We start from the raw sequence: 24,379 nt of genomic DNA, 5'->3' as shown, positions 1-24,379 counted from the left end.
CAGCGTGGTCGACACGATCCCGAGGCGGCTCCTCGAACAAGCGAAGCAGCGGCCCGACCGTCCAGCCTATCTCGTCAAGGAGAACGGCGTCTGGAAGTCGACGAGCTGGGCCGGATATGCGCGCGAGGTCACCCAGGCCGCGCGTGCTTTGATCGCGCTGGGGTTCCAGCCCGGGCAGCGCGTGTGCCTGCTCGGCTTCAACCGGCCCGAGTGGGTGATCCTCGATCTCGCGGCGATGACCGCGGGCGGTGCCGCGGCGGGCATCTACACGACGAGCTCGGCGGACGAGGTCGCGTACATCCTGAGCCACTCCGAGGCGCCGCTCGTCCTCGTCGAGAACGCCGATCAGGCGAAGAAGGTCTTCGCCAAGCGCGCCGAGCTGCCGACGCTGAAGCACGTCGTCGTCATGCGCGGACCGAAGGTCGACGGCGCGATGAGCTGGGACGACTTCATGTCGCGCGGCGATGCGGTCTCGGAGAAGGACGTGCTCGATCGCGTCGACGCGCTGAAGCCGGACGAGAGCGCGACGCTGATCTACACGTCGGGCACCACCGGTCCGCCGAAGGCCGTGATGCTCAGCCACGAGAACCTCGCGTGGACCGCGAACGTGCTGCGCGACCTGACGAAGATCGACGCGTCGGGGCGCTCGCTGAGCTACCTGCCGCTCTCGCACATCGCCGAGCAGATGGCGACGATCCACGGGCCGATCACCGGCGGCGCGTCGGTGTACTTCGCGGAGTCGATCGATCCGAAGGTGCTCGTCGAGAACCTCAAGGAGGTGCGACCGACGCTCTTCTTCGGCGTGCCGCGCATCTGGGAGAAGTTCCACGCGACGCTCGACGGGCGCATGCGCGAGGCGACGGGCGCGAAGGCGAAGCTCGTGCAGTGGGCTCGCAGCGTGGGCACGCGCGCGAGCGCGCTCCGTGCGAAGGGCGAGGAGCCGACGGGCGCGCTCGCGCTGCAGTACGCGCTCGCCGAGCGGCTCGTGTTCTCGAAGATCAAGCAGGCGATCGGGCTCGATCAGGCGACGGTGCTCGTCAGCGGCGCGGCGCCGATCGCGAAGGAAGTGATCGAGTTCTTCGCGAGCATCGGGATCCTCATCCAGGAGATCTACGGACAGAGCGAGGACTGCGGCCCGACGAGCTTCAACCTCGCGGGGCGGACGAAGTTCGGCTCGGTCGGTGTCCCGCTGCCCGGCGTCGAGGTGAAGATCGGCGACGACGGCGAGATCCTCGTGAAGGGCAAGAACGTCTTCCTCGGCTACTTCAAGGACGAGGCGGCGACGCGCGAGACGATCGACGAGAAGGGCTACCTGCACTCCGGGGATCTCGGGCGCTTCGACGATGAGGGCTTCCTCCACATCACCGGGCGCAAGAAGGAGATCATCATCACGGCGGGCGGCAAGAACATCACGCCGAAGAACATCGAGAGCGCGGTGAAGAACCACCCGCTCGTCGGTGAGGCCGTGGTGATCGGCGATCGCCGCAAGTACCTGACGATGCTCGTGACGCTCGAGCCCGACGCGGCGCAGAAGGTCGCGACGGAGAAGGGCATCCGCGGCGCGCTGCACGAGTCCGACGCGATCCGAGCCGAGATCCAGCGGCAGCTCGACGAGGTGAACGAGAAGCTCGCGCGCGTGGAGCAGGTCAAGAAGTTCACGATCCTGCCGCGCCCGTTCGGGATCGACACCGGCGAGCTCACGCCGACGCTGAAGATCAAGCGCAGCGTCGTGGCGCGGAACTTCGCGTCCGAGATCGAGTCGATGTACGCGGGCGACAAGGACTGACGATCGAGGCACCGCGGCGGCGTGCGGTCGCCGCGGTGCGCGCTCGAGCAGTGGAGGGCGTGGAGCGTTGAGGTCGATCGCGATCGTGCTCGTGGCGGTGCTCGCCCAGGGATGTTGCTGCTTCGGTGGCGAGTGGCTCGCGGCCCCGGCGCCCGTCGCGGAAGACGATCGACCGCTCGCGGACATCGCGCGGCGCTACGTCGAGGAGCACGCGGAGGAGATCGTCGGGCCCGCCGACGCGGGCACGGCGAGCGCGTCGCAGGAGTGCCTCGCGGCGATCGCGACGATCACCGCGGCGGTCGTCGTGCCGGTGATCACGCGCGGGCACGTCGAGAGCGAGCACGCGGCGGAGGTGCGCTTCGAGCTCACGCAGTGCGTGACCGCCGTGATCGTGCAGGTCGTGCAGCGCGCCGGCGTGTGGGTCGCGCTCGGTGCGCGGGTGATCGCGGCCGGGTCGCCGACCCGTACGATCGGCGAGCCGAGCCCGTTCGTGTTCGTCCCGGGACCTCCGCCGTCCAGCGACGTCGACGACGGGTTCGACGAGCTATTCGACTGATTCGATGACGATCAAGCCGCGCTCGAGGCCGCTCGCGCCGTCGACGGTGTCCATCGCCGCGAAGAGGCGCTCGGTGGGGACGAGCCACGGGTCGTAGTCGTCGTTCACGTCGAGCACGAAGACGAGATCGTCGTCGGGCAGATAGCCGCCGATCGGCGAGTGGTGCCCGGCTCCGCGCGCGAAGAGCGGGCCGCGATGGAAGTTGACGACGATGCGATCGGACTCGCTGTTCGCGTGCTGCGCGAGCAGCGCGCGGAACGTCGCGAGATCGAAGTCGCGATGGATCGTCACGCGCCGTGATGGGAGTCGTGCACGCGCGAGCGTCGCGAGCTGATCGAGCGTGATCCCGCTCGGGAGGAACCCCGCGAACGTCGCGATGTCGGTGCCCTCGAGCACGGTCGAGAGCTCGGCGGGCTGATCGAGGGAGCGCATCACGTCGACGATGCTGGTCGGCCCGCAGAAGCTGCCGTTCGGCTGCGAGACGAAGCGCGCGCGGTAGTGGCGCGCGGCCGGCAGCTGCCACGCGCGCTCGAGCAGCGCGGCGTCCTGGTACGTCGTGTCGTCCGCGATCGGATCGACGTGCGCCCACTGCGCGGCGGACGCGTCGCGCGCGCGGAGGAACGCGAGCCCGCCGCCTCCGATCGAGAGCGTGAGGATCGCGGCGAGGGCCGTGATCGCGCGACGGCGCCGGGGCGTGCTCACGATTCCATGGTAGCCCCAGATCGTTCGCCCGCGTCGCGCGTCTCGTGCCCGGCGGAGGCGTGCATGCGGAGCATTCTGGGGGCGCTGCTGGCGCTCGGGGTCGTGATCGGTCTCGTGGGGCGAGCGCGCGCCCAGGACACCTGGGTCGGCGGCGCGCCGCTGCAGGGACGCGTCGTGGTGGGCGGCGCGGGCGAGGCGTGGGTGGGAGTGTGGGTCGATGCGCCGAACGTCGTCGCGCCTCCGAGCGCGCGCGCGCCGATGGCGGTGTCGCTCGTGATCGACACGTCGGGCTCGATGGCGGGCGACAAGATCCAGAACGCGCGCATGGCGGCGCAGAGCCTGATCGAGTCGCTCGCCGACGGCGACGTCGTGTCGGTGTACGGCTTCTCGAACGCGGTCACCGAGATCGCGCCGCCGACCGTCGTGAACGCCGCGACGCGAGGGATGCTGATCCAGCGCGCGGGGATGATCGTCGCGGGCGGCGGAACGAACCTGTGGGACGGCATGCAGGCGGGCATCGGCCGCATCGCGCAGGCGCCCGCGACGCACCCGGTACGCCGCGTGTTCGTGATCTCCGACGGGCGCGCGAACGTCGGTCCTTCGGATCCGCAGTCGCTCGGTGATCTCGCGGCGCGCGCGACCGAGTGGGGCACGCAGGTGACCGCGATCGGCGTGGGCTACGACTACGATCCGCAGACGCTCCAGGCGATGGTCGTGCGCAGCGCGGGGCGCCTGCACCACCTCGGCGCGCCGCACCAGATGGCCGCGATCCTCGAGCACGAGCTGCAGCGCATGCAGCGCTCGGTCGCGCTCGACGGCACGATCGAGATCGTCCCCGCGCCCGGCGTGATCATCCTCGGCGGCGCGACGACCGGCGCGGTGATCGAGGGCGGACGACTTCGCTTCGCGCTGGGCGCGCTCGACGCGGGGCAGCGGCGCGAGGTCCTGTTCCGCGTGCGCATGAGCGCGCCGCGCGCCGGAGATCAGCCGCTCGCGAACGTGCGCCTCTCGTACCGCACCCCCGACAGCCGCGACCTGCGCACCCAGCAGACCGTGCTCCGCTACGAAGCGACGACCGACACGCGCGCGGTCGCGAGCGCGCCGACGACGCCGCGTGTCGCGGCGATGGTCGCGCAGCACGAGGCGAGCGAGGCGCAGCGACGCGCTGCCGACATGCTCGCGCGCGGTGAGGCGGAGCGTGCGCAGCGCGAGCTCGCCGCGGCGCGCGTGCAGCTCGATCGCACGGTGACGACCTATCACTTCGACGACGCGCAGATCGAGGGCGATCTGCGCCGTCGCTCGGCGTCGGTCGGGCGAGACGCCGATGCCGCGGGCGCGGCGCGCACGGAGTCGGAGCAGCGCGCGCGCAGCTACGAGCTGCAGGCCGCGCCGATGGCGGCCGAGGGGTACTGAACGAAGAGCGAGCGACGACGCGCGAAGGACGCCCTTCGCGCGTCGTTCGCGATCAGGGGCCGGCGATCTCGCGCACGCGCGAGACCACCGCGTCGCACGCGGTGCGGATGCCGGTCGTCTCCTCGACGTGGACGTCGGTCACGGCCTGACCGAGGTCGCGCACCATCTCCTCGTACTGGGAGCGCGCGTCCGCCGGGAAGAAGCTGTCGTCGAGCACCACGAGGAGCGTCGTGCCGTCGGTCGTGAGACGCGGCCGAACGGTCGTCCAGGTCGGGCCGGTGGGCCACGCGTTCCAGAGCCCGGTGGACGCGGGATCGGGCCCGCCGCGCGCGTTCTCGTCGGTGATCATGACGACCACGCGCTCCGCGCCGCTCCGCCAGCATCCGCCCGCGACGCGCCCGCTCAAGCACGTGAACGGGGTCGCGCCCGTCTGCGGCGCGCCGCCGGTCACGATGTGCAGCGCCTCCATCGTCGCGTCGTCGGCGCCACCGAACGAGACCTGCGTCGAGATGCTCGTGTCGATCGCGGTGCGTGTCGACGCTCCGAGCTCGACCGCGCCGATGAACGTGCGGGGCGACGTGCCGTGATCGCCGTAATACGCGAGCCCCACGTGCGCGTCGGTCAGCGCGAGCAGCGGGTCGACGCAGCGCGCGACGAACTCGGCGCGCTCGGCCTGGAACCCCGAGTGATGCGAGCCCGTCGCGTCCACGAGGAAGAGCACGTCGACCGGGATCGACGCCCTGCACGCCTCGAGCTCCTCGGTGTAGCCGCACGCGGCGCTGCACCGGACGAGGCGCGTGTGCCCCGCCGTCGTGCACCCGATCGACGTGCGCATGACCTCTCCGGGCGCGCACTCACCCTCGCCGCCGCACGCGCCGCTCGCGACCCAGTTGCACGACGTGTCGCAGCGCGTCGTCTGCGTGCCGCACATGCCGCACGAATCGGTGCCGGTCGTGCCCGGCGTGCACTCGCCCTCGTTCGAGCAGGGGTCGTACTCCCACACGCGCGACGCGTTGCAGAAGCGGTCCTGCGTCCCACACCGCCCGCACGTGACGGTCTCGATCGCGCCCGGCGTCGGGCACGCGTCCGCCATGCACTCCGAGCTCGGCTCGAACGTGCACGCCTCGCTGCACGTCAGCTCGCGCGTCTCGTTCGCCGCGCAGTCGGCGCGCTCGCGGGTCATCGTGCCGGGCTCGCACTCGCCCTGGTCGGCGCACGCACCGTCGTCCTCCCACGTGCAGCTCGCGGTGCATCGCTGGGTCTGCGCGCCGCAGTTGCCGCAGGGCATCGTGCGCGTCGTGCCGGGCTCGCACGCGCTCCCGTCCTGCTCGCATTCCCCGTAGGCCCACGTGCGATCCACCGTGCAGAAGCGCGTGACGCTGCCGCAGAAGCCACACGCGACCGTCTCGGTGCTGCCGGGCGACTCGCAGGGCTCGGGCGCCGGCGCGTCGAGCGGTGCCTCGCCCGCGTCGTCGTCCCCCGTCACCTGGGCGTCGATGCCCTCACCCGCGTCCGGCGTCGACGCGCCGTCGTCGTCGCCGCATCCCACCATCGCCGCGACCATCATTCCGTAGAGCGCTGCGCGCCATCGTGTTCTCACTGCCGTGCTCCTCCGCGCGAGACGAGCATACGCGCGCTCGCGCTGGCAGTTCTCCCCGAATCCGTGGTCTCCTCGCGCGCTGGTGGGCTCGTTCGCAACGCTCGTCGACGCGCCGGTGCCGATCTGGCAGCGCGCGCTGTCGCTGCTCGGCCTCGTGGTCATGATCGTGATCGCGTGGGCGCTCTCCACCGACCGCAAGGCGTTCCCCTGGCGCGTCGTGAGCGCCGGGGTCGCGTTGCAGCTCGTGTTCGCGTTGCTGGTGCTGAAGACCGACACCGGCCTCGCGCTCTTCGCGGTGCTCAACGACGCGGTCGCGGCGCTGCTCGACTTCACCGCGGAGGGCAGCCGTTTCCTCTTCGGCGACTACCTCGATCAGCGCTTCACGGTCGCGCTCAACGTGCTGCCGACGATCATCTTCTTCAGCGCGCTGATGACCGTGCTCTACCACCTCGGCGTGATGCAGCGCGTCGTGAAGGCGTTCGCCTGGGCGATGCAGCGCACGCTGCGCACCAGCGGCGCGGAGACGCTGAGCGCCGCCGCGAACATCTTCGTGGGACAGACCGAGGCGCCGCTCGTCGTGAAGCCGTACGTCGCGCGCATGACGAAGTCGGAGCTCATGGCCGTCATGACCGGCGGCTTCGCGAGCATCGCGGGCGGCGTGCTCGCCGCGTACGTCGGGATGCTACGCGCTCGCTTCCCCGACATCGCGGGGCATCTGCTCGCCGCGAGCGTGATGAGCGCCCCCGCGTCGCTGCTGATCGCGAAGGTGATGATGCCGGAGCGCGAGACGCCGGTGTCCGTGGGCTCGCTCGAGACGGAGGACGAAGCGCCCTACGCGAACGTGATCGACGCGGCCGCGAGCGGCGCGGCGGACGGGCTCAAGCTCGCGCTGAACGTGGGCGCGATGCTGCTCGCGTTCCTCGCGCTGGTCGCGATGGTGAACTGGGGCTTCGCGCTGCCTGCGCTGCTGCACAACCGCATGGAGTGGGCGGAGGCGCTGGACGCGCTCCGGCGCGCGGAGCTCGCGATCCCGACGGGCTGCGACGCTCCGAGCGGTGCGGCCGCGCTCGCGCAGTGCATCCGCGCCGCGAACGAGCTCGGCGTGACGCAGTCGCCGCTCGTCGCGTGGGACCCGCTCTCGATGCAGACGATCCTGGGCTGGTTGTTCTGGCCGTTCGCGTTCGTGATGGGGGTGCCGCCCGACGAGTGCGCGACGGTCGGGGCGCTGCTCGGCGAGCGCCTCGTGCTCAACGAGTTCGTCGCGTACATGCGGCTCGCGGACGGGCTCGCGCAGGAGACGCCGTTCCTCGGCCGTCGCGCCGCGGTGATCGCGAGCTACGCGCTCTGCGGGTTCGCGAACATCGGATCGATCGCGATCCAGATCGGCGGGATCAGCGCGATGGCGCCCGAGCGTCGGGCCGACCTCGCGCGCATCGGCCCGCGCGCGATGGTCGCGGGCATGCTCGCGTGCTTCATGACGGCGTGTGTCGCCGGCCTGCTGGTCTGAGCGCGAGCGGCTGGAGCGCGAGGCGCGCTGCACCTTCTTCGCCGTCGTCTGGCGCGGATTGCCTTCCGTGTGACGCGTGCCCCCGCGCGACGGCCTTCGTGCGCGTGGATTCGCGCGTGCGCCGGTCATGGCACGGCCGATGCGACCCTCGACGTCGCGGTGCGAGCGTCGGCGCATGGTCGAGCGCGAAGAGCGGAGCTGGTCGACGAGGGAGCAGATCCACCACGGGCCTCGCTACTCGGTGTTCCGCGTGCGCGACGCGAGCGGCCGCTCGCGCGTGCTGAAGACGGTGCGGCGCGGCTCGCGCGCACGGCGCGGGGCGGAGCTGCTGGTCCGCGAGCACGCGATGCTCGTGCGCGTGAGCGCGATCCCCGGGATCTCGCGCGTGATCGCGATCGAGGACGCCGAGGGCGAGCGGCCGCGGCTCTGGCTCGAGGACGCGGGTCCGCGAGACCTCAAGTCGCTGCTCCGGCGTGGTCCTCTCGCGATCGACGACGCGCTGCGGATCGCCGTCGACCTCACGGAGATCGTCGCGCTGCTGCATCGCGCGCACGTCCTCCATCGCGACATCAACCCGACGAACGTCGTCGTCTCGGCCGACGCGCGCCGCATCACGCTCGTCGACTTCGACCTGGCGACCGACGTGCCCGGGCCCGCACCGCGCGACGCGCTCGAGGTCGACGTCGAGGGGACGCTCCTCTACGTCGCGCCGGAGCAGACCGGGCGGCTCGATCGCGTGGTGGATCAGCGCGCCGATCTCTACGCGCTCGGCGCGACGTTCTACGAGATGCTCACCGGCGGCCCGCCGTTCGCGCTGCGCGATCCCGTCGAGCTCGTCCACGCGCACCTCGCGCGCGCACCGCTGCCGCCGAGCGAGCTCCGCGCCGAGATCCCGCGGGTGCTCTCCGACGTCGTGCTGAAGCTGCTCGCGAAGGTGCCGGAGCAGCGGTACCAGAGCGCCGACTCGCTGCTCGCGGATCTGCGCGAGGCGCGCGCGCGGTGGGACGTGTCGCGCGCGATCGAGCCGTTCGAGCTCGCACGTCTCGACGTCGCGCGCACGATCGTCCCGGAGGGTCGCATCTACGGGCGCGAGCACGAGATCTCGCTGCTCGAGGGCGCGTTCGAGCGGGCACGCCAGGGCGCGCGAGAGACCGTGATGATCACGGGCCCGCCCGGCATCGGGAAGACGGCGCTCGTGCACGCGCTCCGCGCCCGCGCGCGCGCGGTCGGCGGCCACTTCGGCGCAGGGAAGCTCGATCCCGTGCGCGGCAACGCGCCGTATGCGCCGGTGATCGAGGCGATCGACGCGATCGTGCGCGAGCTGGTCACGTCGCCCGACGGCACGCCGAGCGAGTGGCGCGCGCGCATCGCCGACGCGGTCGGCGCGAACGCGCGTGTGATCACCGATCTCGTGCCCGGCGCGCGCGCGCTGCTCGGCGAGCCGCCCGCGCTCGAGCCGGTCGCGCCGGCGGACGCGGAGACGCGCTTCGACCTCACGTTCGAGGCCTTCGTCCAGGCGCTCGCGACGCCCGAGTCGCCGCTCGTGCTGTTCGTCGACGATCTGCACTGGGCCGACGCCGCGTCGCTGCGCGTGATCGAGCTGCTCGCGACGAGCACCACGCTGCGGCACGTGATGCTCGTCGGCGCGTACCGCAGCGAGGACGGCACCGCCGACCCGCCGCTCGGCGATACGTTCGCCGCGATCCGCGAGCACCACGCGCCGCTGCGCATCGTGCTGCTCGGGCCGATCGAGCGCGACGCGGTCGCAGCGCTCTGCGCCGACGCGCTCCACGCCAGCCCGGATCGCGCGGATGCGCTCGCGGCGGTGGTGCACCGCAAGACGGCGGGCAATCCGTTCTACGTCGAGCGCTTCCTGCGCGACCTGCACCAGCGCGGTCTGCTGGCGCTCGACGTGGAGCGCGCCGAGTGGAGCTGGAGCGCCGAGCAGATCGCCGCGGCGCCGATGAGCGAGAACGTCGTCGAGCTGATGCTCGACGCGGTGCGCCGTCTTCCCACGAGCGTGCAGCGCGTGCTCGGCGCGGCGTCGTGCTTCAAGCGCGCGATCGACGTCGATCTGCTCGCGCGGCTCGTCGAGCGCCCCGAGGCCGAGATCGCCGAGGCGCTGTGGACCGCGGTCGAGCAGAGCCTCCTCGTCGCCGAGCCGCGTGCCCCGCTCGCGGGTGACGCGCCCGACGCGCCCATGCACGCGCGGGACGCGACGTACCGCTTCGCGCACGATCGCGTGCAGCAGGCGATGGGCTCGCTCCTCGACGACGCGGAGCGCCAGAGGCTGCACCTCCGGCTCGGTCGGCTCCTCGGCGAAGATCCCGACGCGCGCGATCAGCGGCTGTTCGATCGCGTCGATCACCTGAACCGCGGCGCGGCGCTCATGAGCGACGACGAGCGCATCGAGCTCGCCGCGCTGAACCTCGCGGCAGGACGCGCGGCGAAGGCCGCGTCGGCGTTCGGGCCGGCGCTCGCGTACCACGAGCGCGGCGTCGCGTTGCTCGCCGCCGACCCGTGGCGGACGCACCCCGAGCTCTGCTTCGCGCTCCACCGCGACGCCGCCGAGGCGGCGTACGTCGTCGGCGATCACGAGCGCGCCGAGGCGCTCGTGGAGGCCGCGATCCGCCACGCCCCTTCGCGCTTCGAGAAGGCCGCGCTCTACTCGCTGCGACTGCTCGCTGCCGACGCGCGCGGCGCGTATCGAGAGGCGACGCGCTGGGGCCGCGAGGGCCTGCGGATCCTCGGTGTCGAGCTGCCCGAGGATGGCGCGCTCGTCCACGCGGTCGACGAGGAGGTCGCCGCCGTCGCGGCGTCGCGGCGGGAGCGCTCCGAAGAGGAGCTGATCGCCGCGCCGCCGATGCGTGATCGCGATGCGCTCGCCTGCGTGCAGCTCCTCGACGATCTCGCGGCACCGACGTTCTACTCGAGCTGGCGCCTGCACGTGTGGATCCGCGCGCGCACCGTCCGTCTCGTGCTCGACCACGGCAACGTGCCGCCCGCGGGCATCGCGTACGCGACGTACGGCAAGGTCATGGAGGATCGCGGGGACGCGCAGGCCGCGCACTCGTACATCCGGCTCGGGGCCGTGCTCTCGCAGCGATGGAGGACGCAGAAGTCGCGCGCGCTCACGCTCTTCGCGGTGTTCATGAACCACTGGCGCGCGCCGCTGCGCAGCAGCGTGCCGCTCGCGCGCCGCGCGATCGCGGCGAGCTCCGAGGTGGGCGACTCGGGATACGCGGCGCGCACGCGCGCTGCGCTCACGAGCCTGCTGTACCTGCAGGGCACGCCGCTCGGTCAGGTGCTGAGCGAGGTCGAGCGCGCGGCCGCGTTCTGCCGGCGCCTGAAGCAGCAGGCCGGCACCGAGCAGCTCACGCTGCAGCGCCAGATGATCCGCTGCCTGCAGGGGCGCACGCGCGAGCGCGGCGGATGGGAGGACGACGAGTTCGACGAGGTGCGCTTCGCGGGCGCGTTCGCCGAGTCGCCGCACCACGAGTGCGCCTATCACGTGATGCGCCTCGAGACCTCGTACCTGCTCGGCGATCTCCGCGACGCGCGCGCGCGGATGCACGCAGCCGGAGAGCGATGGCGCGCCGTGAGCGGGCTCTTCCTCGCGGCGCAGTACGTCTACGTCGCGTGCCTCACGCGCGCCGCGCTCGCGGACGTCGCGCCCGAGGAGCGCGAGGCGCTGCTCGTCGCGATCGATCGTGGGCGCGAGCGACTGCGACGATGGGCCGAGAACTGCCCTCCGAACTTCGCGCACAAGCACGACCTCGTCGCCGCCGAGGCGGCGCGCCTCCGCGAGCAGCACGTCGAGGCGACGTCGCGCTACGAGGCCGCGATCTCCGGCGCGCGCCGCGAAGGGTTCGAGCAGGACGAAGCGCTCGCGAGCGAGCTCGCGGCCCGGTACTACCGCGGCCTCGGCCAGCGCCGCATCGCGTCGTTCTACCTCGAGGCGGCGATGGACGCGTACGCGCGATGGGGCGCGACCGCGAAGGTCGAGGCGCTCGAGGAGGAGACGCGCGAGCTCGGCGTGACCGGGACGATCCCGCTCAACGTCGTCATCACGCCGCCGAGCGATCAGGTCGCGCGCGCCGCGCTCGACCGGCTCGGGCTCTTCGAAGCCGCCGAGACCATCTCGAGCGAGGTCTCGTTCGAGGGCGTCGTCGAGAAGCTGATGCGCGTCTGCCTCGCGACCGCGGGCGCCCAGCGCGGCGTGCTCGTGCTCGAGCGCGAGGGCGCGCTCGAGGTGCGCGCGGCGGGCGCGGTCGGCGAGCCGCCGAACCTCGAGGTCGAGCCGCTGCGCACGTCGGACCGCGCGCCGACGTCGCTCGTCGAGCACGCGTTCCGCAGCGGCGAGGTGCTCGTGCTCGCGCACGCCGCGCACCACGTCCGCTTCGGCGCCGACGCGTACGTCGCGTCGCGCCAGACCAAGTCCGCGCTCGCGATGCCGATCCAGCGACAGGGACGCACGATCGGCGTGCTCTACCTCGAGAACGATCTCGTCACGCGCGCGTTCACCGCGGAGCGCGTGCAGGTGCTGCGACTGCTCTCGTCCCAGATCGCGATCTCGCTCGAGAACAGCCGGCTCTTCGAGGATCTCCGGCTCGAGGTGGGCGAGCGCGCGCGCGCCGAGCGGAGGCTGCGCTTCTTGTCGGAGGCGAGCGTCGCGCTCGCGCGCTCGCTCGACTGGGACGCGACCGCGGCGTGCGTCGCGAAGCTCGCCGTGCCGTTCCTCGGCGACTGGTCGACCCTCGACGTCGTGCGCGACGGCGGCTCGACCTCCCGCGTCGCCGAGGCGCACGCGGACGAGCGACGCGAGGCGCGGCTCGGCGCGCACCACGATCACGAGCGCGAGTCGCGCCCGATCGCCGCGGTCGCGCTGCGCACCGGCGAGCCGCTGATCCGTCGCCGCGAGGACGCCGGCGCGGCGGACCTCGAGTCGGTCGAGCTCGGTGACGCGGAGAGCGTCGTCGCCGTGCCGCTCCGCGCGCGCGATCGAGTCGTCGGCGTGCTCACGATCGGATCATCGTCCGCCGCGCGAATGCACGACGAGGCGGATCTCTCGCTCGCGCAGGAGCTCGCGCACCGCGCCGCCAACTCGCTCGAGAACGCACGCCTGTATCGCGAGGCCGAGGACGCGGTGCGCCTGCGCGACGAGTTCCTCTCGATCGCGTCGCACGAGCTGCGAACGCCGCTCGCGAGCCTGCAGCTCGCGGTGCAGGGCCTGCCGCGCATGCTCCCCCCGACCTGCATCGAGGACGCGCGCCGCGTGACCGCGCTCGTGACGCGTCAGGTCCACCGTCTCGACTCGCTGATCGGCTTGCTCCTCGACGTCTCGCGGATCCGTCGCGGGCGCCTGCAGCTCGATCGCCAGCGGGTCGACCTACGCGAGATCGCGCGCGAGGCGATGTCGCTGCTCGCGCAGGATCTCTCGCGCTCGGGCAGTGAGCTCGTCGTGCGCGCCGAGGCGCCCGTCGTCGGGTGCTGGGACGGCGCGCGGCTCGAGCAGGTACTGATCAACCTGCTCGGCAACGCGATCAAGTTCGGTCGCGGCGGCCGCATCCACGTGAGCGTCTCGCTCGACGGCGAGCTCGCGCGCGTCGTGGTGGAGGACCACGGGATCGGCATCCCGCGCGAGGTGCGCGACCACGTGTTCGAGCCGTTCCGTCGCGGGGTGTCGTCGCGCCACTACGGTGGGCTCGGGCTCGGGCTCTTCATCACGAAGACGATCATCGAGGAGCACGGCGGGCGCATCACCGTCGCGAGCGAGGTCGACCAGGGCACGACGTTCACGGTCGAGCTCCCGACGACGTGCTGAACGACGGCTCAGCGCTTCGCGCTGCCGATCACGGGCTTGATCTCGCGCACGTCGAAGAGCTTGTGGCAGCGCTCGCAGCGCAGCTTCATGCCCTTCTTCACGGCCGCGGCGAGCCGCGTCTGCTCGGCGCCGCAATGGGTGCAGGTGAGCATGACGCGCTGCACGACCGCGTACGGGAGCACCATCTCGTGGTGATGGTGCCGATGCATCGCGCTGTCGAGCGTCCGCGTATACGATCGGCTCGGGGGGACGCGAGCGATGCACGCCACGCACGCGCTGTCGGTACCAGTCCGTCTGCTCTTGCTCGCGCAGCTCGGCGCGCTCGCGCTCGGCTGCGGTCGCGTCGGGTTCGTCGCCGACGCGGCGCCGCGCGACGACGCGACGGTCGACGCACCCACGGCCGACGCCGGGTGCGTCGCGTGCTCCGAGTGGTGCAACGATCGCGACGACGACTGCGACGGCGCGGCAGACGAGGGCGCGGTGTGCGACGGCATCTGCGCGCGCGTGCGCCGGAGCGGCGTCGACCTCTCGTTGCTCTGCGGGGCGTCGGCGCGCGACGCGGCCGAGCTCGCGTGCGCGCAGCACGGCGGTGCGCTGGTGCCGATCACCGACCACGCGACGCACCAGGCCGCGCTCGACGCGCTCGCCGACGCCGCGGAGACGTGCGCGTGGATCGACGGATCCGACGCGAGCGAGGAGGGCACGTGGCGCCGCGCCGACGGCACGCTCTTCTGGACGGGCGTCGCGGACGGGATCGCGCCGTCGGGCGTGTTCAGCGGCTGGCGCGCGGGCGACCCCGACGCGAGCGCAGAGAGCGAGGACTGGCTCGCTCTCGTGGAGGGCGAAGGCTGGGCCGACTCTCCGAGCGACGCGACGTGCCCCGCGCTCTGCGCCCGCGCGGTGTGCGCTCGTTAGGCGCCGCCGACCATCGTCTTGCGCTCTTCCTCGAGCCAGCCGAAGAACGTCGACATCTGCGAGCGCTGCTCGGGCGGCATGTACTCGAAGTTCCTTCCGCGATCGATGATCTCCCAGAAGTCCTTCGTCGTGACGCCCTCGAGCGAGCTGCGGATCTGATCGAGCCGCGCGCGCGGCTCGTTCCGCATGTCGTCGGCGATCAGGTGCGCCTTGTCGCGCTGGCCCTTCCACAGGTAGTACGCCGCGAGCTTCACCTGCGCCTTGCGCACGCCGAGCAGCGCCGACTCCTGCGCCTGCGAGCGCAGCGGGCGATCGAGCTCGAGGAATTGCTCGAGCATCGCGTCCTGCTCCGGCGCTTCCTGCTCGTGCGCCATCTGGCAGATCGCCGACACGTCGTACGCGACCGTCTCGGTCACGAACGGCAGCTTCATGTCGAAGCTGACGTGCCCGTAGTACGTCATGTGCCGCACGCCCTCGCGCGCGGCCTCGCCGTTGCCGTCGCGCAGCAGCGCCTCGACGAGCTTCCGGTACTGGTTGAGCACGTTGTACGCGGTGCGGACGTCGCGCGCGTTGAGCGTCGCGCGCAGGTAGCTGTTCATGAAGCGATGGACGAGCCGGATGAGCTCCTCGTCCTTCGCCTGGCTCGCGGCCTCGCCGATGTACCGCGTGTCGATCGCGACGAGGTAGTTGATGTCGCGCATCGAGCCCAGCGCCTCGTTGTAGATGCCGAGGTACTGGCGCATCACCTTCCACTCGACCCAGGTGCGGCGCGTCTCGAGGTCGCCGAGCGACTCGGGATCCATCGCGACGAAGTCGGGGTTCTGCTTGAGCCCCGAGCCCAGCGCGAACCACGCGTCCGACGCGCGCGACTTCAGCTTCAGGTACGCGAGCGTGAAGTCCTTCAGCGCGTCGACCGCGCCGCTCGCGATGATCTTGTCCTTGCCGCTGATCGAGTTCGACGTGATGTCGGTGAGCTCCTCCATCGCGTTCAGCGTCGAGCTCTGCAGCCGCGAGGAGAGCTCGGCGTCCGCCGACTCCGAGCCCTCGGTCGCGGTGCGGATCGCGTCGCGTCGGATGCGCCGGATGATGTTCATCGGCTCGAGGAACCAGAACACGTAGCCGAAGTACGGCGCCATCAGGACGAGGCCGATGGTCGTCATCCCCATCATCGCGAGCAGCGTGCCGCGGGGGACGAACTCGCTCTTGAGCGTGAACGCGGTCCACACGCCCATCACGCACACGATCACGTAGAAGCCCATCACGGCGAGGTTCACGCGATCGCGGAGGAACATCCGCGCGACGCCCGTGTACCGCTCGGCGGAGAGCTGCACGATGATCGAGACGACCGTGACGACGATGCCGAAGACCGTCGCGATGTTGCCCGCGAGCGAGCTGATCGCGTCGGTGATCGTGTGGGGATCGAAGTCGACGAAGCGATCGAGCGCGTTGCGCGCCTCGGGATCGACGTGCCCGAAGAGCACGTGGTCGAGGTAGTAGAACGTCGCGAACACGAAGATCGCAGCGGCGGTGAGCACCACGAAGGGCATCGCCCAGCTCACCGCGCCGCGGCGCAGACCGTTCGGCCTCTCGTGCGCCGGACGCGCGCCGTTCGTGTCGCTCCCCACCACGCTGCTCCCGTCGAGAAGGGCGAGCAGTATCGCAAGCGCGTCCCGCGCTGGGAAGCGAGAAGGGCGCGTGTGACGGGCGCGACGATCCGCGGCCAATCAGAGCACGTGCACACCTCGTCCTCGCGCCCGGTGCTCGTCTGCACGCTCGTCCTCGCGCTCGCCGGCTGCGGCTCGTCCTCGGGCGACGAGGCCGACGCGTCGACGCGCGACGCGGGTCCATCGCCCACCGATGGAGGCTCCATCGACGCTGCGCGCGATGCGGGCGACGACGCCGACCACGACGCCGGCGCGCCCGACGCGGGCCCGTGGGAGGTGCCGGACTACACGCTGCGCGTGTTCACGAGCCCGTCGGGCATGCCGGTCGCGACCCCGTACGGCATGAACGACGAGGGCATGATCGTCGGCAACGCCGGGCCCGAGCCGTGGTCGCCCGACTCGATCCCGATCGCGGTCGGGGTCGACGACGCTGCGATCGATCCGCTCGAGACCGAGCGCGGCCTGCTCGCGTACGCGCATGACGCCGACGACGGCGGGCGCGTCGTCGGCGAGCACGATCGCCAGCCGCACCTCTGGGAGGCCGACGGGCGTCGCGTGCCGCTGCAGGTGCCCGAAGGCTTCTTCTCCGGCGCGGCGCGCGCGATCGGGGAGAGCGGGATCATCGCGGGCAGCTACGCGGATCACGACGACCCGCCGCCGCCGGTGGGCCCGCGCCCGGTCGCGTGGGCGAGCGCGAGCGCGACGCCGGTCGAGTTCCTGCTGCTCGATCGCGAGGAGCCGGTCGGTCAGGCGGTCGCGATCGCAGGCGGGCGCATCGTCGGGTCGCTCACGTCGCGCGACGGCATGTTCGCGGTCGTGTGGGACTCGCTCGCGTCCGAGCCCACGCCGCTGCCGCGTCCCGAGGGCGCGCTCGGCACCGAGGCGTTCGGCGCGAACGAGCGCGGCGACGTCGTCGGGCGCGCGCTCTTCGAGGGCAATCGTGTCGAGGCCTACGCCTACTGGCGCGCGAGCGACGAGCCGGCGGTGCTCGGCGCGCCCGAAGGCGCGACGGAGAGCGGCTACGCCGAAGCGCACGACGTCGACGAGCGCGGCGTCGTCGTCGGCACCGCGCGCGTCGCGCCCGGCGTCGTGCACGCGATGCTGTGGGCGGCCGGCGAGGCGATCGATCTCGACGCGCACGTCACGACGCGCCCTGCCGGCGTGCGCGCGATCGTGAGCGCCGCGGCGATCGACACGAGCGGTCGGATCGCGGTCGAGGTGCTGCTCGACGGCGCGCAGGCGGATCTCCCGCGCGCGATCGGGGTGCTCACGCCCGTCGAGTGATCCGCGCACGTGTTGGCCCGAGCGCGCCCGGGCCTACTTCGTGTCGACGTGGCTCCTCGTCTCGCCGATCTCTCCGACGTCGCGTCGCGCGCGATGGAGCTCGTCGACGACGAGGACGCGATCTGGAACTGGGCCGAGCGATGCGGCGCGCGCGGCTGGATGTTCCGCGGACAGCGCGACGCCGACTGGCCGGTGCGCTCGTCGCTCGAGCGCTGCGCGCGCCGGATGCAGTGGGAGAGGCCGCGTCGCTCGCTCGAGATCGGGATCTACCGCCGCTTCCAGCGCCACGCGCACCTGTTCGTGTCGCCGCTGCCGAGCGACGACGACGTGATCGAGTGGCTCGCGCTCATCCGTCACTTCGGCGCGCCCACGCGGCTCGTCGATTGGACGTACTCGTTCCACGTGGCGCTCTTCTTCGCGGCGCGCTCGGCCGATCCCCACGACGACGAAGAGGATCGCCCGCTCGGCGAGCGATGCGCCGCGGTGTGGGCGATCGACGCGGAGTGGCTCGACGCGCGCGCGCTCGATCACCTTCGTCACCAGGGCGCGGAGGACGTCGCCGCCGCGTACCGCGACGACCTCTACGTGCGCCGCTACGACACGTTCGGCACCGTCTACAACCGCCGGCCCGCGGTGCCCTTCGTGCTGCGACAGAACTGCTGGCGTCTCAACGAGCGCCTCGTCGCGCAGCAGGGCGTGTTCCTCTGCCCTGGCGACGTCGAGCGCGACTTCGAGGAGAACCTCGCCGCGCTCGTCCGCCCCGAGGACGTCGGCAAGCACATCCGCAAGCTCGTGTTCCCGAAGCGCCTCGCGCTCCCGGTGCTGCAGCGCGCCTATCGCAGCGGCATCTCGCTCGCGACGATGTACCCCGGGCTCGAGGGCTTCGTGCGCTCGCTGGGCGATCTCGCGGCCGCGCCCGAGGTGCTCTCGCCCAGCGAGCTCGACGCGCCGCTCGGCATGCACCAGCCGGGATCGCCGCACGGATCGCGCCCCACGTCGCACCCGCGCAAGCGGGTGCTGCGCGGCCGCGGACGAAAATGAGCCCGACTCATTTCCGTCTCAGTGCTCGTGGTCGTGGCCGTCGCTCAGATCGATCATCCCCATCATCCCCGCGTCGGCGTGGTCGAGGATGTGGCAGTGCACCATCCACATGCCGGGCCGGTCGTCGTAGCGCACGACGAAGCTCGCCTCGCCGTCGACGGGCACGTCGATCGTGTCGATCCACTCGGGCACCACGTTCCCGTGCGCGTCGAGCGCCTGGAAGAAGAACCCGTGCAGGTGGATCGGGTGCGACCAGTCCATCGTGTTGCGGAACGTCCAGACCTGCGTCTCGCCCACGTGCGCCGCGACCGGCGTCGCCTCCCAGTGCGGCACTCCGTCGAAGCCCATCACGAGCTGACCGTCGACCGTGCGCTGCGTGAGATCCACGTCGAAGCGGGTCGCGCCCGCCGTCGAGAGCGCCTCGACCTGACGCGCCGGGATCTCCGGGATCGCGACGTTCTCGGGCGCGCCCACGAGCTCGATCGCGAGCACGTCGACCTCGTCGCGGAACTCGGTCGATCCGTACCCGCGATCGTACGGCACCCAGCGCATCGTCAGGGTCTCGCCGTCGCGACCTCGCGGCACGACGATCGCGTCGACGCGCTGCCCCGGCATGATCACCGGGCGCGCGACCTCGTGCGGACCTCGCGGCGAGAGCCCTGCGTCACCGCCGATCACCGTGAAGCGATGCCCCTCGATCGCGAGCTGGAAGTACCGGCTGATCGCCGCGTTCACCATGCGCAGCCGCAGCGGGACGCCGTTGCGCGCGCGGATGGTCGGGCGCTCGCGGCCATTCGCGAGCACGTGGTTGCCCTCGCGCCCGAAGAGCGTCGCGAGCGTCCCGCCCACGTCGGGCTCGAGCAGCTGTCCGTCGTCGTCGTCGATCGCGACGTCGCTCAGCACCAGCACGAGCTCGTCCATCTCGGGCTCGTCGTCCGCGCGCACGACGATCGTCCCGTAGAGCCCCGCCGCGACCTGCGCCGCGCTGCGATGGTGCGGATGGAACCAGAAGAGCCCTTCGTCGGGCAGCTCGAAGTCGTAGTCGAACGTCTCGCCCGGCGCGATCGGCGGGCTCGGATGATCGGGCGCGCCGTCCATCTCGTTCGGCACCCGCACGCCGTGCCAGTGGATCGTGGTCGGCTCGGGCAGCTCGTTGCGGAAGTGCACGATCAATCGATCGCCGACGCGCGCGTCGATGCGCGGCCCGGGCACGGTCCCGCCGTACGACCACATCCGCGTCGCGCCCGCGCCGACGAGCGCGAGCTCGGTCTCGCGCGCGACCAGCTCGATCTCGATCACGCGCGGATCGGGCTCGAGATCGGTGGGCGTCTCGAGCCGCACCTCCTCGTCCCAGCCCATCGGTTGTGCGAGGTCGTCGCCCTGCGGCGCGCACGAGAGCGCGAGCAGCGCGAGCCCCATCGGAACGGCGATCCGACGCATTGGACGCGAGAGAGTACGCGCGACCCCCCGGAGCGCCACGGGCGCGTGATCTGGATCAGTCCCTCGGCGCGGCCGACCGCGGCGCGCCCCGGACCGGGTCCACCCCTCGACATCGCGGCATCGGAGATGCAGAAACGCCTGCATCGCCATGCGCCCGCTGCTCTTCGAGAAATACGAAGGCCTCGGCAACGACTTCGTCGTCGTCGAGGGCACGTCGTCGATGCTCTCGACCGACGACGTGATGCGCATCTGCGATCGTCACCGCGGCATCGGCGCCGACGGAGTGCTCTTCACCGGCGTGAGCGCGGGCCGCCCGTTCATGTCGGTGATCAACGCAGACGGCAGCACCGCGGAGATGTGCGGCAACGGCCTGCGCTGCGTCGCGCTGCACCTCGTGCGTCGTGGCCTGGTCGACGGGCGCACGTTCGACGTCGACACCGACGCGGGCCCGCACGCGGTGCGCGTGCTCGAGGTCGCGGCGCCGGGTCGCGTCGAGGTCTCGATGCGCGCGCCGAGCCTCGCCCCGCGCGACGTGCCCGCGCGCTTCGACGCGCCGCTGATCGACGGTGAGCTGCGCGCCGACGGCGTCGTGCTCCACGGGACCGCAGTGTCGATGGGCAACCCGCACCTCGTCACGTTCGACGCGCCCGACGCCGCGCGGCTGCGCCTCGGCCCGATGCTGCAGGACGATCGACGCTTCCCCGAGAAGGTGAACGTCGGCTTCGCGACGATGAAGGGCCGCGGCGCGATGCAGCTCCACGTGTACGAGCGCGGGTCGGGATGGACGCAGGCGTGCGGCACCGGCGCGTGCGCGGCGGCGGTCGCGGCGGTCGAGACCGGTCGTGCATCGCGCGGCGCGCCGATCGAGGTCGTGCTCCCGGGCGGCCCGCTCGAGATCGTCGTGGGCGAGGCGGGCGAGCGAGTGCGCATGACCGGCCCGGCGCGCCACGTGTTCTCGGGCCGCCTCACGCTGCCGCTCTGAGCCGGCCGCTCTGACGCGACCGCTACGGAATTCGTAGCGGGGAGGATTCACCACGGAGAGCCACGGAGGGCCGCGGAGGATTCACCTCTCTGCGGCCCTCTGCGTCCTCTGTGGTCCAACGCTTCCTCCCAAGGAAATACGCGCAATTCGCGCGTCACGGCAGCGCCGATCTCCGTGGTCTTCCTTCTCCTCCTGCTCTCCTCGGAAGCTCCGATCGGCGCACCTGAACGCGCGTCGAGCTTTATATCGAATTGCAATTCGCTCGTTGCATCTCGCGCGTGACGATCGCCAGACTGGTCGCCATGCCGGGATCCACGATGGGCGTGCGCATCGAGCGCGCCAGAGAGCTCGCCGGGCTCAACAAGAACCAGCTCGCGCGCGCCGTCGGCACGTCGTGGCAACACGTCGATCACTGGGAGCGCGATCGCACCCAGCCGAGCCCCACCTCGCTCTCGCGGCTCGCGTCGGTCCTCGGCGTGACGCTCGCGTATCTCCTCGGCGAAGAAGAGCCGGTCGTCCCGCCGCTCCAGGAAGGGCTCGAGACCTTCCTGCGCAGCTACGCGCCACCCGACCTCACGCCGCAGGAGATCGCGTGGCTGCGCGCGGCGCCGATCGATCCGGGCCTCGCGACGCCCGGCACGTACCTCGATCTGCTGCACCGCATCCGCATGCCGCGGCCCGCGAGCAACGTCCCGCCGCCCGCGACCGCGACCGACGACGAAGAGCCGTCGCGCAACAAGACCGGACGCCGCGAGAAGGTGCGCATGGAAGACGTGCTCGCGCGCGTGAAGGGCCGCCGATGAGCGACGACCCCTCGTACGTGCTCGTCGTCGACTCCGACGAAGGCTCGCTCGGCAGCGTCGCGGCCGTGCTCGCTCCCCTCGGACGTCCGGTGCGCGGCGCGCGCGACGCCGCGTCCGCGCTCGCCGCGATCCTCGCGGGCCCGCCGCTCCTCGTCGTGCTCGCCGGCGATCGTCCTTCGCTCTCCGCGATCGATCTCGCGCGCGTGGTGCGCGAGCGCCTCGGGCATCGCGCGCCGCGCATCCTGCTGGTCAGCGGCTCCGCGGTGCGCCGCGTCGATCTCCGTCACGTCGACGACGTCGTGCGTCGTCCGTATCGCGCCGAGGAGCTGGTCGCGCGCGCCAAGCGCCTCGTGCGCGCGAGCGGCGTGTGGTCGCTCCGCGGCAAGGAAGCGCCGCGCGCGCTGCGACGCATCGGGCCCGCATGAGCGCACCGCTGCCCTCGCACCCGGAGGACACGTGGATCGGCCGCGTCATCGACGGCCGCTACCGGATCCTCCGTCGTCTGGGCGAGGGCGGCATGGGCGTGGTGTTCGAGGCCGAGCACCTCAAGCTCGGCAAGCGCGTCGCGCTCAAGGCGATCGCGCCCGAGCGCATCGGCGACGCGGAGATCGCCGCGCGCTTCACGCGCGAGGCGATGGCGACCGCGCAGATCGAGCACCCGCACATCGCGGCGGGGTTCGACTACGGCCTGCTGCCCGAGGGCGGCGCGTACCTCGTCGCGCAGCTCGTGCGCGGGACCAGCCTGCGCGAGCGCCTCGGCCGGGGTCCGACGCCGTGGCGCGAGGCGTGCGCGATCGCCGCGCAGATCGCCGACGCGCTCACCGCGATCCATCGCGCCGGCTACGTGCATCGCGATCTCACGCCGGAGAACGTGCTCGTCGCGGATCGCGACGACGGCACCTCGCACGTCTACGTGCTCGATCTCGGCGTCGCCGCGCTGCTCGCCGCGAGCGCACCGCCTCCGCAGCCGACGCCCGGCACGCTCACCGTGATGGGCACGATCGTCGGCACCGCGGGCTACATGGCGCCGGAGCAGGCGCTCGGACGCGTCGTCGACGCGCGCGCCGATCTCTACGTCGTCGGCGTGCTGCTCTGGGAGATGATCGCGGGGCGTCCGCTCTTCGCGCGCGACGGAGGGCTCACCGCGATCGTCGCCTCGCAGCTCTCGTCGGAGCCGCCCGGCGCGCCCGCGCCGTTCGACACGACGGTGCCGTTCGATCTCGAGCGCCTCCTGCGCGACCTGCTGAGCGTCGAGCCCGACCGACGCCCTGCGACCGCGAGCGACGTGCGGACCGAGCTCCTGCGCATCCACGGCTCGCTCGCGCGCGAGCCCACTGCGCGCGTCGAGCTCCCTGCGCCGCCGCCCGATCCGCTCGAGGACCTCGCGCGCACCGCGTCGGCGCTCGGCGATCGCATCCGCGCCGCGATGCGCACGCGTGACGGCGCGCGCGGGCTCGCGATCGGCCTCGGCGTCGGCGCGGTGCCCGCGATGGCGATGATGATCGGCGCGTACGCGCTGCTCGCGGGCGACGCGCCCGCAGCGAGCACCACGCCGGCGGCGCACGCGCCCGCGGCGGTCGTCGCGCCCGCGGTCGCGATCCCTGCCGCGCCCGAGCCGCCCGGCCCGCACGACGCGACGATCGAGCGCATGCTGCACAGCCGCCAGCACCGCGAGCGCGAGCGCTCCGCGCAGGCCCTGCTCGACGCCGACCCTGCGACGGTGCCCGCGTACGCGCGCCTCGTCGCGAGCCTGACGATCGCGAACCGCTGCCCGCAGCGCGCCCAGCACCTCGAAGCGATCCGCACGCTCGGCGACCCGCGCGCGCTCCCGGCCGTCGAGCGGCTCGCAGCCGAATCGACCACGGGATGCGGCCGCCGTGGCCGATTCGACTGCTACGCGTGCCTCCGAGAGCAGATTCCGCTGACGATCGCCGCGCTGACGGCAGCGCGAGATCACGATTGACCCAGGTCACGACTTCCGTGGAGGCTCGCGCGCCATGACTCGCCCATCCCCATCCTCGCTCGCGCTCCTGTTGGCGCTCACTCTCGTCGCGTGCGGCGACGACGACGACGGCGGTCCGTTCGTCTTCCTCGATGCGGGCACCGGCGGGCCGGGCTCGTCGTGCGTGAACGTGACCGACTGCCACGCCGGTCTGGAGTGCGTGCTCCACGAGTGCGTCGAGCCTGTCGGCGTCGGTGAGCCGTGCGCGGCCGACGAGGGGTGCGAGCCGGGCCTCGCGTGCGTCGGCGGGACGTGCGCCGAGGTCGGCGCCGAGGGCCAGCCCTGCGATCTCGGCGGCGCGTGCGATGACGGCCTCGCGTGCGACGGCACGGCGTGCCGGCCCGCGGTCCAGGCGCGGCTCTGCCACTGCATCTACACGACGCCGTCGTTGAATCCGGTGCAGGTCGAGATGGAGATCGGGACGCAGCTGGTCGGCCCGTGGGGTCCCGACAGCTGCTCGCCGTGTCAGCCCGTTCCGAGCGGGACCGGCGTGCCGTACGAGATCCGGCGCACCGAGAACGGCGCGGTGCTGCAGACCGGCGCGCTCGACATCCCGCCGGGCTCCGCGTCGTTCGGCGTCGTGTTCAGCGCCGGCGTATTCGAGGTAGGCGCGATCGCGTGTGATCGCGAGCCTGCGCCGTTCTGCCAGCTCTGACCGGACCGAGCCGCACAGACGAACCGACCGGTGGCGGCGCTCGGCGTTGGTCGAATCGGCTGCCGAGCGCGCGTCTCGGAGTCGATTCGACCACCGCGAGCGACCAACGCCTGGTCACCGCGCGCGTTCGAGCGCGTCAGCTTGGCTCGTCGCTGCCGCATCGAGCCCGCACGCGGGCGCCTCGCGACGCGTGGTGCGAGGGCAC

At 72.2% G+C, this 24,379-nt stretch carries 18 protein-coding genes; 13 read left to right on the top strand and 5 right to left on the bottom strand.

From position 1 onward, the window contains the following. The first annotated feature begins 4 nt into the window (after window positions 1-4). Window positions 5-1,786 carry an AMP-dependent synthetase/ligase gene (locus DB32_RS34790; protein ID WP_053236972.1) on the top strand — a complete coding sequence of 594 codons (1,782 nt, stop codon included), beginning with the start codon at window positions 5-7 and terminating at the stop codon, window positions 1,784-1,786. Window positions 1,787-1,853: 67 nt separating this feature from the next. Beyond that, complete coding sequence (locus DB32_RS34785) at window positions 1,854-2,342, top strand: hypothetical protein (protein ID WP_053236971.1); 489 nt, start codon at window positions 1,854-1,856, stop codon at window positions 2,340-2,342. Here DB32_RS34785 and DB32_RS34780 read toward each other — a convergent pair. After that, complete coding sequence (locus DB32_RS34780; RefSeq protein ID WP_053236970.1) at window positions 2,331-3,044, bottom strand: phytochelatin synthase family protein; 714 nt, start codon at window positions 3,042-3,044, stop codon at window positions 2,331-2,333. The genes DB32_RS34785 and DB32_RS34780 overlap by 12 nt on opposite strands. Before the next feature lie 63 nt (window positions 3,045-3,107). Here DB32_RS34780 and DB32_RS34775 point away from each other — a divergent pair, with 63 nt between their 5' ends. Then, window positions 3,108-4,457, top strand: coding sequence for a vWA domain-containing protein (locus DB32_RS34775; protein WP_053236969.1), 1,350 nt, complete (start codon window positions 3,108-3,110; stop codon window positions 4,455-4,457). 52 nt (window positions 4,458-4,509) lie between these two features. Here DB32_RS34775 and DB32_RS34770 read toward each other — a convergent pair whose 3' ends face one another. Further along, on the bottom strand, window positions 4,510-6,057 hold the full coding sequence (locus DB32_RS34770; protein ID WP_157069742.1) for a vWA domain-containing protein: 1,548 nt from the start codon (window positions 6,055-6,057) through the stop codon (window positions 4,510-4,512). A gap of 82 nt (window positions 6,058-6,139) precedes the next feature. Between DB32_RS34770 and DB32_RS34765 the strand changes: the two genes are divergently transcribed. Together DB32_RS34765 and DB32_RS34760 are read left to right on the top strand one after the other, a co-directional pair. Beyond that, the gene (locus DB32_RS34765; protein ID WP_205627101.1) at window positions 6,140-7,564 is read left to right on the top strand and encodes a NupC/NupG family nucleoside CNT transporter; all 1,425 of its coding nucleotides are present in this window, start codon (window positions 6,140-6,142) and stop codon (window positions 7,562-7,564) included. A gap of 175 nt (window positions 7,565-7,739) precedes the next feature. Continuing rightward, entirely contained in the window at window positions 7,740-13,388 is a 5,649-nt protein-coding gene (locus DB32_RS34760; protein ID WP_169791657.1) for an AAA family ATPase, read from the top strand. 8 nt (window positions 13,389-13,396) lie between these two features. Here DB32_RS34760 and DB32_RS45900 read toward each other — a convergent pair whose 3' ends face one another. Then, window positions 13,397-13,597: a hypothetical protein gene (locus DB32_RS45900; protein ID WP_083458164.1), complete on the bottom strand. Its 201-nt coding sequence runs from the start codon at window positions 13,595-13,597 to the stop codon at window positions 13,397-13,399. Window positions 13,598-13,646: 49 nt separating this feature from the next. Between DB32_RS45900 and DB32_RS34750 the strand changes: the two genes are divergently transcribed. Further along, entirely contained in the window at window positions 13,647-14,303 is a 657-nt protein-coding gene (locus tag DB32_RS34750; protein ID WP_083458162.1) for a C-type lectin domain-containing protein, read from the top strand. Here the strand turns inward: DB32_RS34750 and DB32_RS34745 are convergent. After that, window positions 14,300-15,928, bottom strand: a complete 1,629-nt coding sequence (locus DB32_RS34745) for a DUF2254 family protein (RefSeq protein WP_053236964.1) — start codon at window positions 15,926-15,928, stop codon at window positions 14,300-14,302. The two genes, DB32_RS34750 and DB32_RS34745, sit on opposite strands and share 4 nt — an antisense overlap. A 108-nt stretch (window positions 15,929-16,036) precedes the next feature. Between DB32_RS34745 and DB32_RS34740 the strand changes: the two genes are divergently transcribed. Both DB32_RS34740 and DB32_RS34735 read left to right on the top strand, forming a co-directional pair. Then, window positions 16,037-17,251, top strand: a complete 1,215-nt coding sequence (locus DB32_RS34740) for a hypothetical protein (protein WP_157069741.1) — start codon at window positions 16,037-16,039, stop codon at window positions 17,249-17,251. Between the two features lie 48 nt (window positions 17,252-17,299). Then, the gene (locus tag DB32_RS34735) at window positions 17,300-18,292 is read left to right on the top strand and encodes an FRG domain-containing protein (RefSeq protein ID WP_053236962.1); all 993 of its coding nucleotides are present in this window, start codon (window positions 17,300-17,302) and stop codon (window positions 18,290-18,292) included. Window positions 18,293-18,310: 18 nt separating this feature from the next. Here DB32_RS34735 and DB32_RS34730 read toward each other — a convergent pair whose 3' ends face one another. After that, window positions 18,311-19,732 carry a multicopper oxidase family protein gene (locus DB32_RS34730; RefSeq protein WP_075097697.1) on the bottom strand — a complete coding sequence of 474 codons (1,422 nt, stop codon included), beginning with the start codon at window positions 19,730-19,732 and terminating at the stop codon, window positions 18,311-18,313. 148 nt (window positions 19,733-19,880) lie between these two features. Here DB32_RS34730 and dapF point away from each other — a divergent pair, with 148 nt between their 5' ends. From dapF to DB32_RS34705, 5 genes are all read left to right on the top strand, one after another. Beyond that, window positions 19,881-20,714 carry a diaminopimelate epimerase gene (dapF, locus tag DB32_RS34725; protein ID WP_053236961.1) on the top strand — a complete coding sequence of 278 codons (834 nt, stop codon included), beginning with the start codon at window positions 19,881-19,883 and terminating at the stop codon, window positions 20,712-20,714. Window positions 20,715-21,016: 302 nt separating this feature from the next. Further along, window positions 21,017-21,517 carry a helix-turn-helix domain-containing protein gene (locus DB32_RS34720; RefSeq protein WP_083458161.1) on the top strand — a complete coding sequence of 167 codons (501 nt, stop codon included), beginning with the start codon at window positions 21,017-21,019 and terminating at the stop codon, window positions 21,515-21,517. Then, window positions 21,514-21,942, top strand: a complete 429-nt coding sequence (locus DB32_RS34715; protein ID WP_053236959.1) for a response regulator — start codon at window positions 21,514-21,516, stop codon at window positions 21,940-21,942. The genes DB32_RS34720 and DB32_RS34715 overlap by 4 nt, the downstream gene beginning before the upstream one ends. Next, on the top strand, window positions 21,939-23,480 hold the full coding sequence (locus tag DB32_RS34710; protein WP_053236958.1) for a serine/threonine-protein kinase: 1,542 nt from the start codon (window positions 21,939-21,941) through the stop codon (window positions 23,478-23,480). Before DB32_RS34715 ends, DB32_RS34710 begins: the two co-directional genes overlap by 4 nt. Window positions 23,481-23,550: 70 nt before the next feature. Next, window positions 23,551-24,174: a hypothetical protein gene (locus tag DB32_RS34705; RefSeq protein ID WP_053236957.1), complete on the top strand. Its 624-nt coding sequence runs from the start codon at window positions 23,551-23,553 to the stop codon at window positions 24,172-24,174. Window positions 24,175-24,379 lie beyond the last annotated feature (205 nt).

Source organism: Sandaracinus amylolyticus, from assembly GCF_000737325.1.
GTDB lineage: Bacteria > Myxococcota_A > Polyangia > Polyangiales > Sandaracinaceae > Sandaracinus > Sandaracinus amylolyticus.
The sequence above is the reverse complement of the archived record's forward strand: the minus strand, read 5'-3'. Positions and strand labels throughout refer to the sequence as shown.

Bases quoted from the DNA above. Each gene is read 5' to 3' on its own strand.
- DB32_RS34750 (WP_083458162.1), top strand. From the start codon at position 13,647: ATGCACGCCACGCACGCGCTGTCGGTACCAGTCCGTCTGCTCTTGCTC.
- DB32_RS34760 (WP_169791657.1), top strand. From the start codon at position 7,740: ATGGTCGAGCGCGAAGAGCGGAGCTGGTCGACGAGGGAGCAGATCCAC.
- DB32_RS34720 (WP_083458161.1), top strand. From the start codon at position 21,017: ATGCCGGGATCCACGATGGGCGTGCGCATCGAGCGCGCCAGAGAGCTC.
- DB32_RS34710 (WP_053236958.1), top strand. From the start codon at position 21,939: ATGAGCGCACCGCTGCCCTCGCACCCGGAGGACACGTGGATCGGCCGC.
- DB32_RS34775 (WP_053236969.1), top strand. From the start codon at position 3,108: ATGCGGAGCATTCTGGGGGCGCTGCTGGCGCTCGGGGTCGTGATCGGT.
- DB32_RS45900 (WP_083458164.1), bottom strand. From the start codon at position 13,597: ATGCATCGGCACCATCACCACGAGATGGTGCTCCCGTACGCGGTCGTG.
- dapF (WP_053236961.1), top strand. From the start codon at position 19,881: ATGCGCCCGCTGCTCTTCGAGAAATACGAAGGCCTCGGCAACGACTTC.
- DB32_RS34730 (WP_075097697.1), bottom strand. From the start codon at position 19,732: ATGCGTCGGATCGCCGTTCCGATGGGGCTCGCGCTGCTCGCGCTCTCG.
- DB32_RS34715 (WP_053236959.1), top strand. From the start codon at position 21,514: ATGAGCGACGACCCCTCGTACGTGCTCGTCGTCGACTCCGACGAAGGC.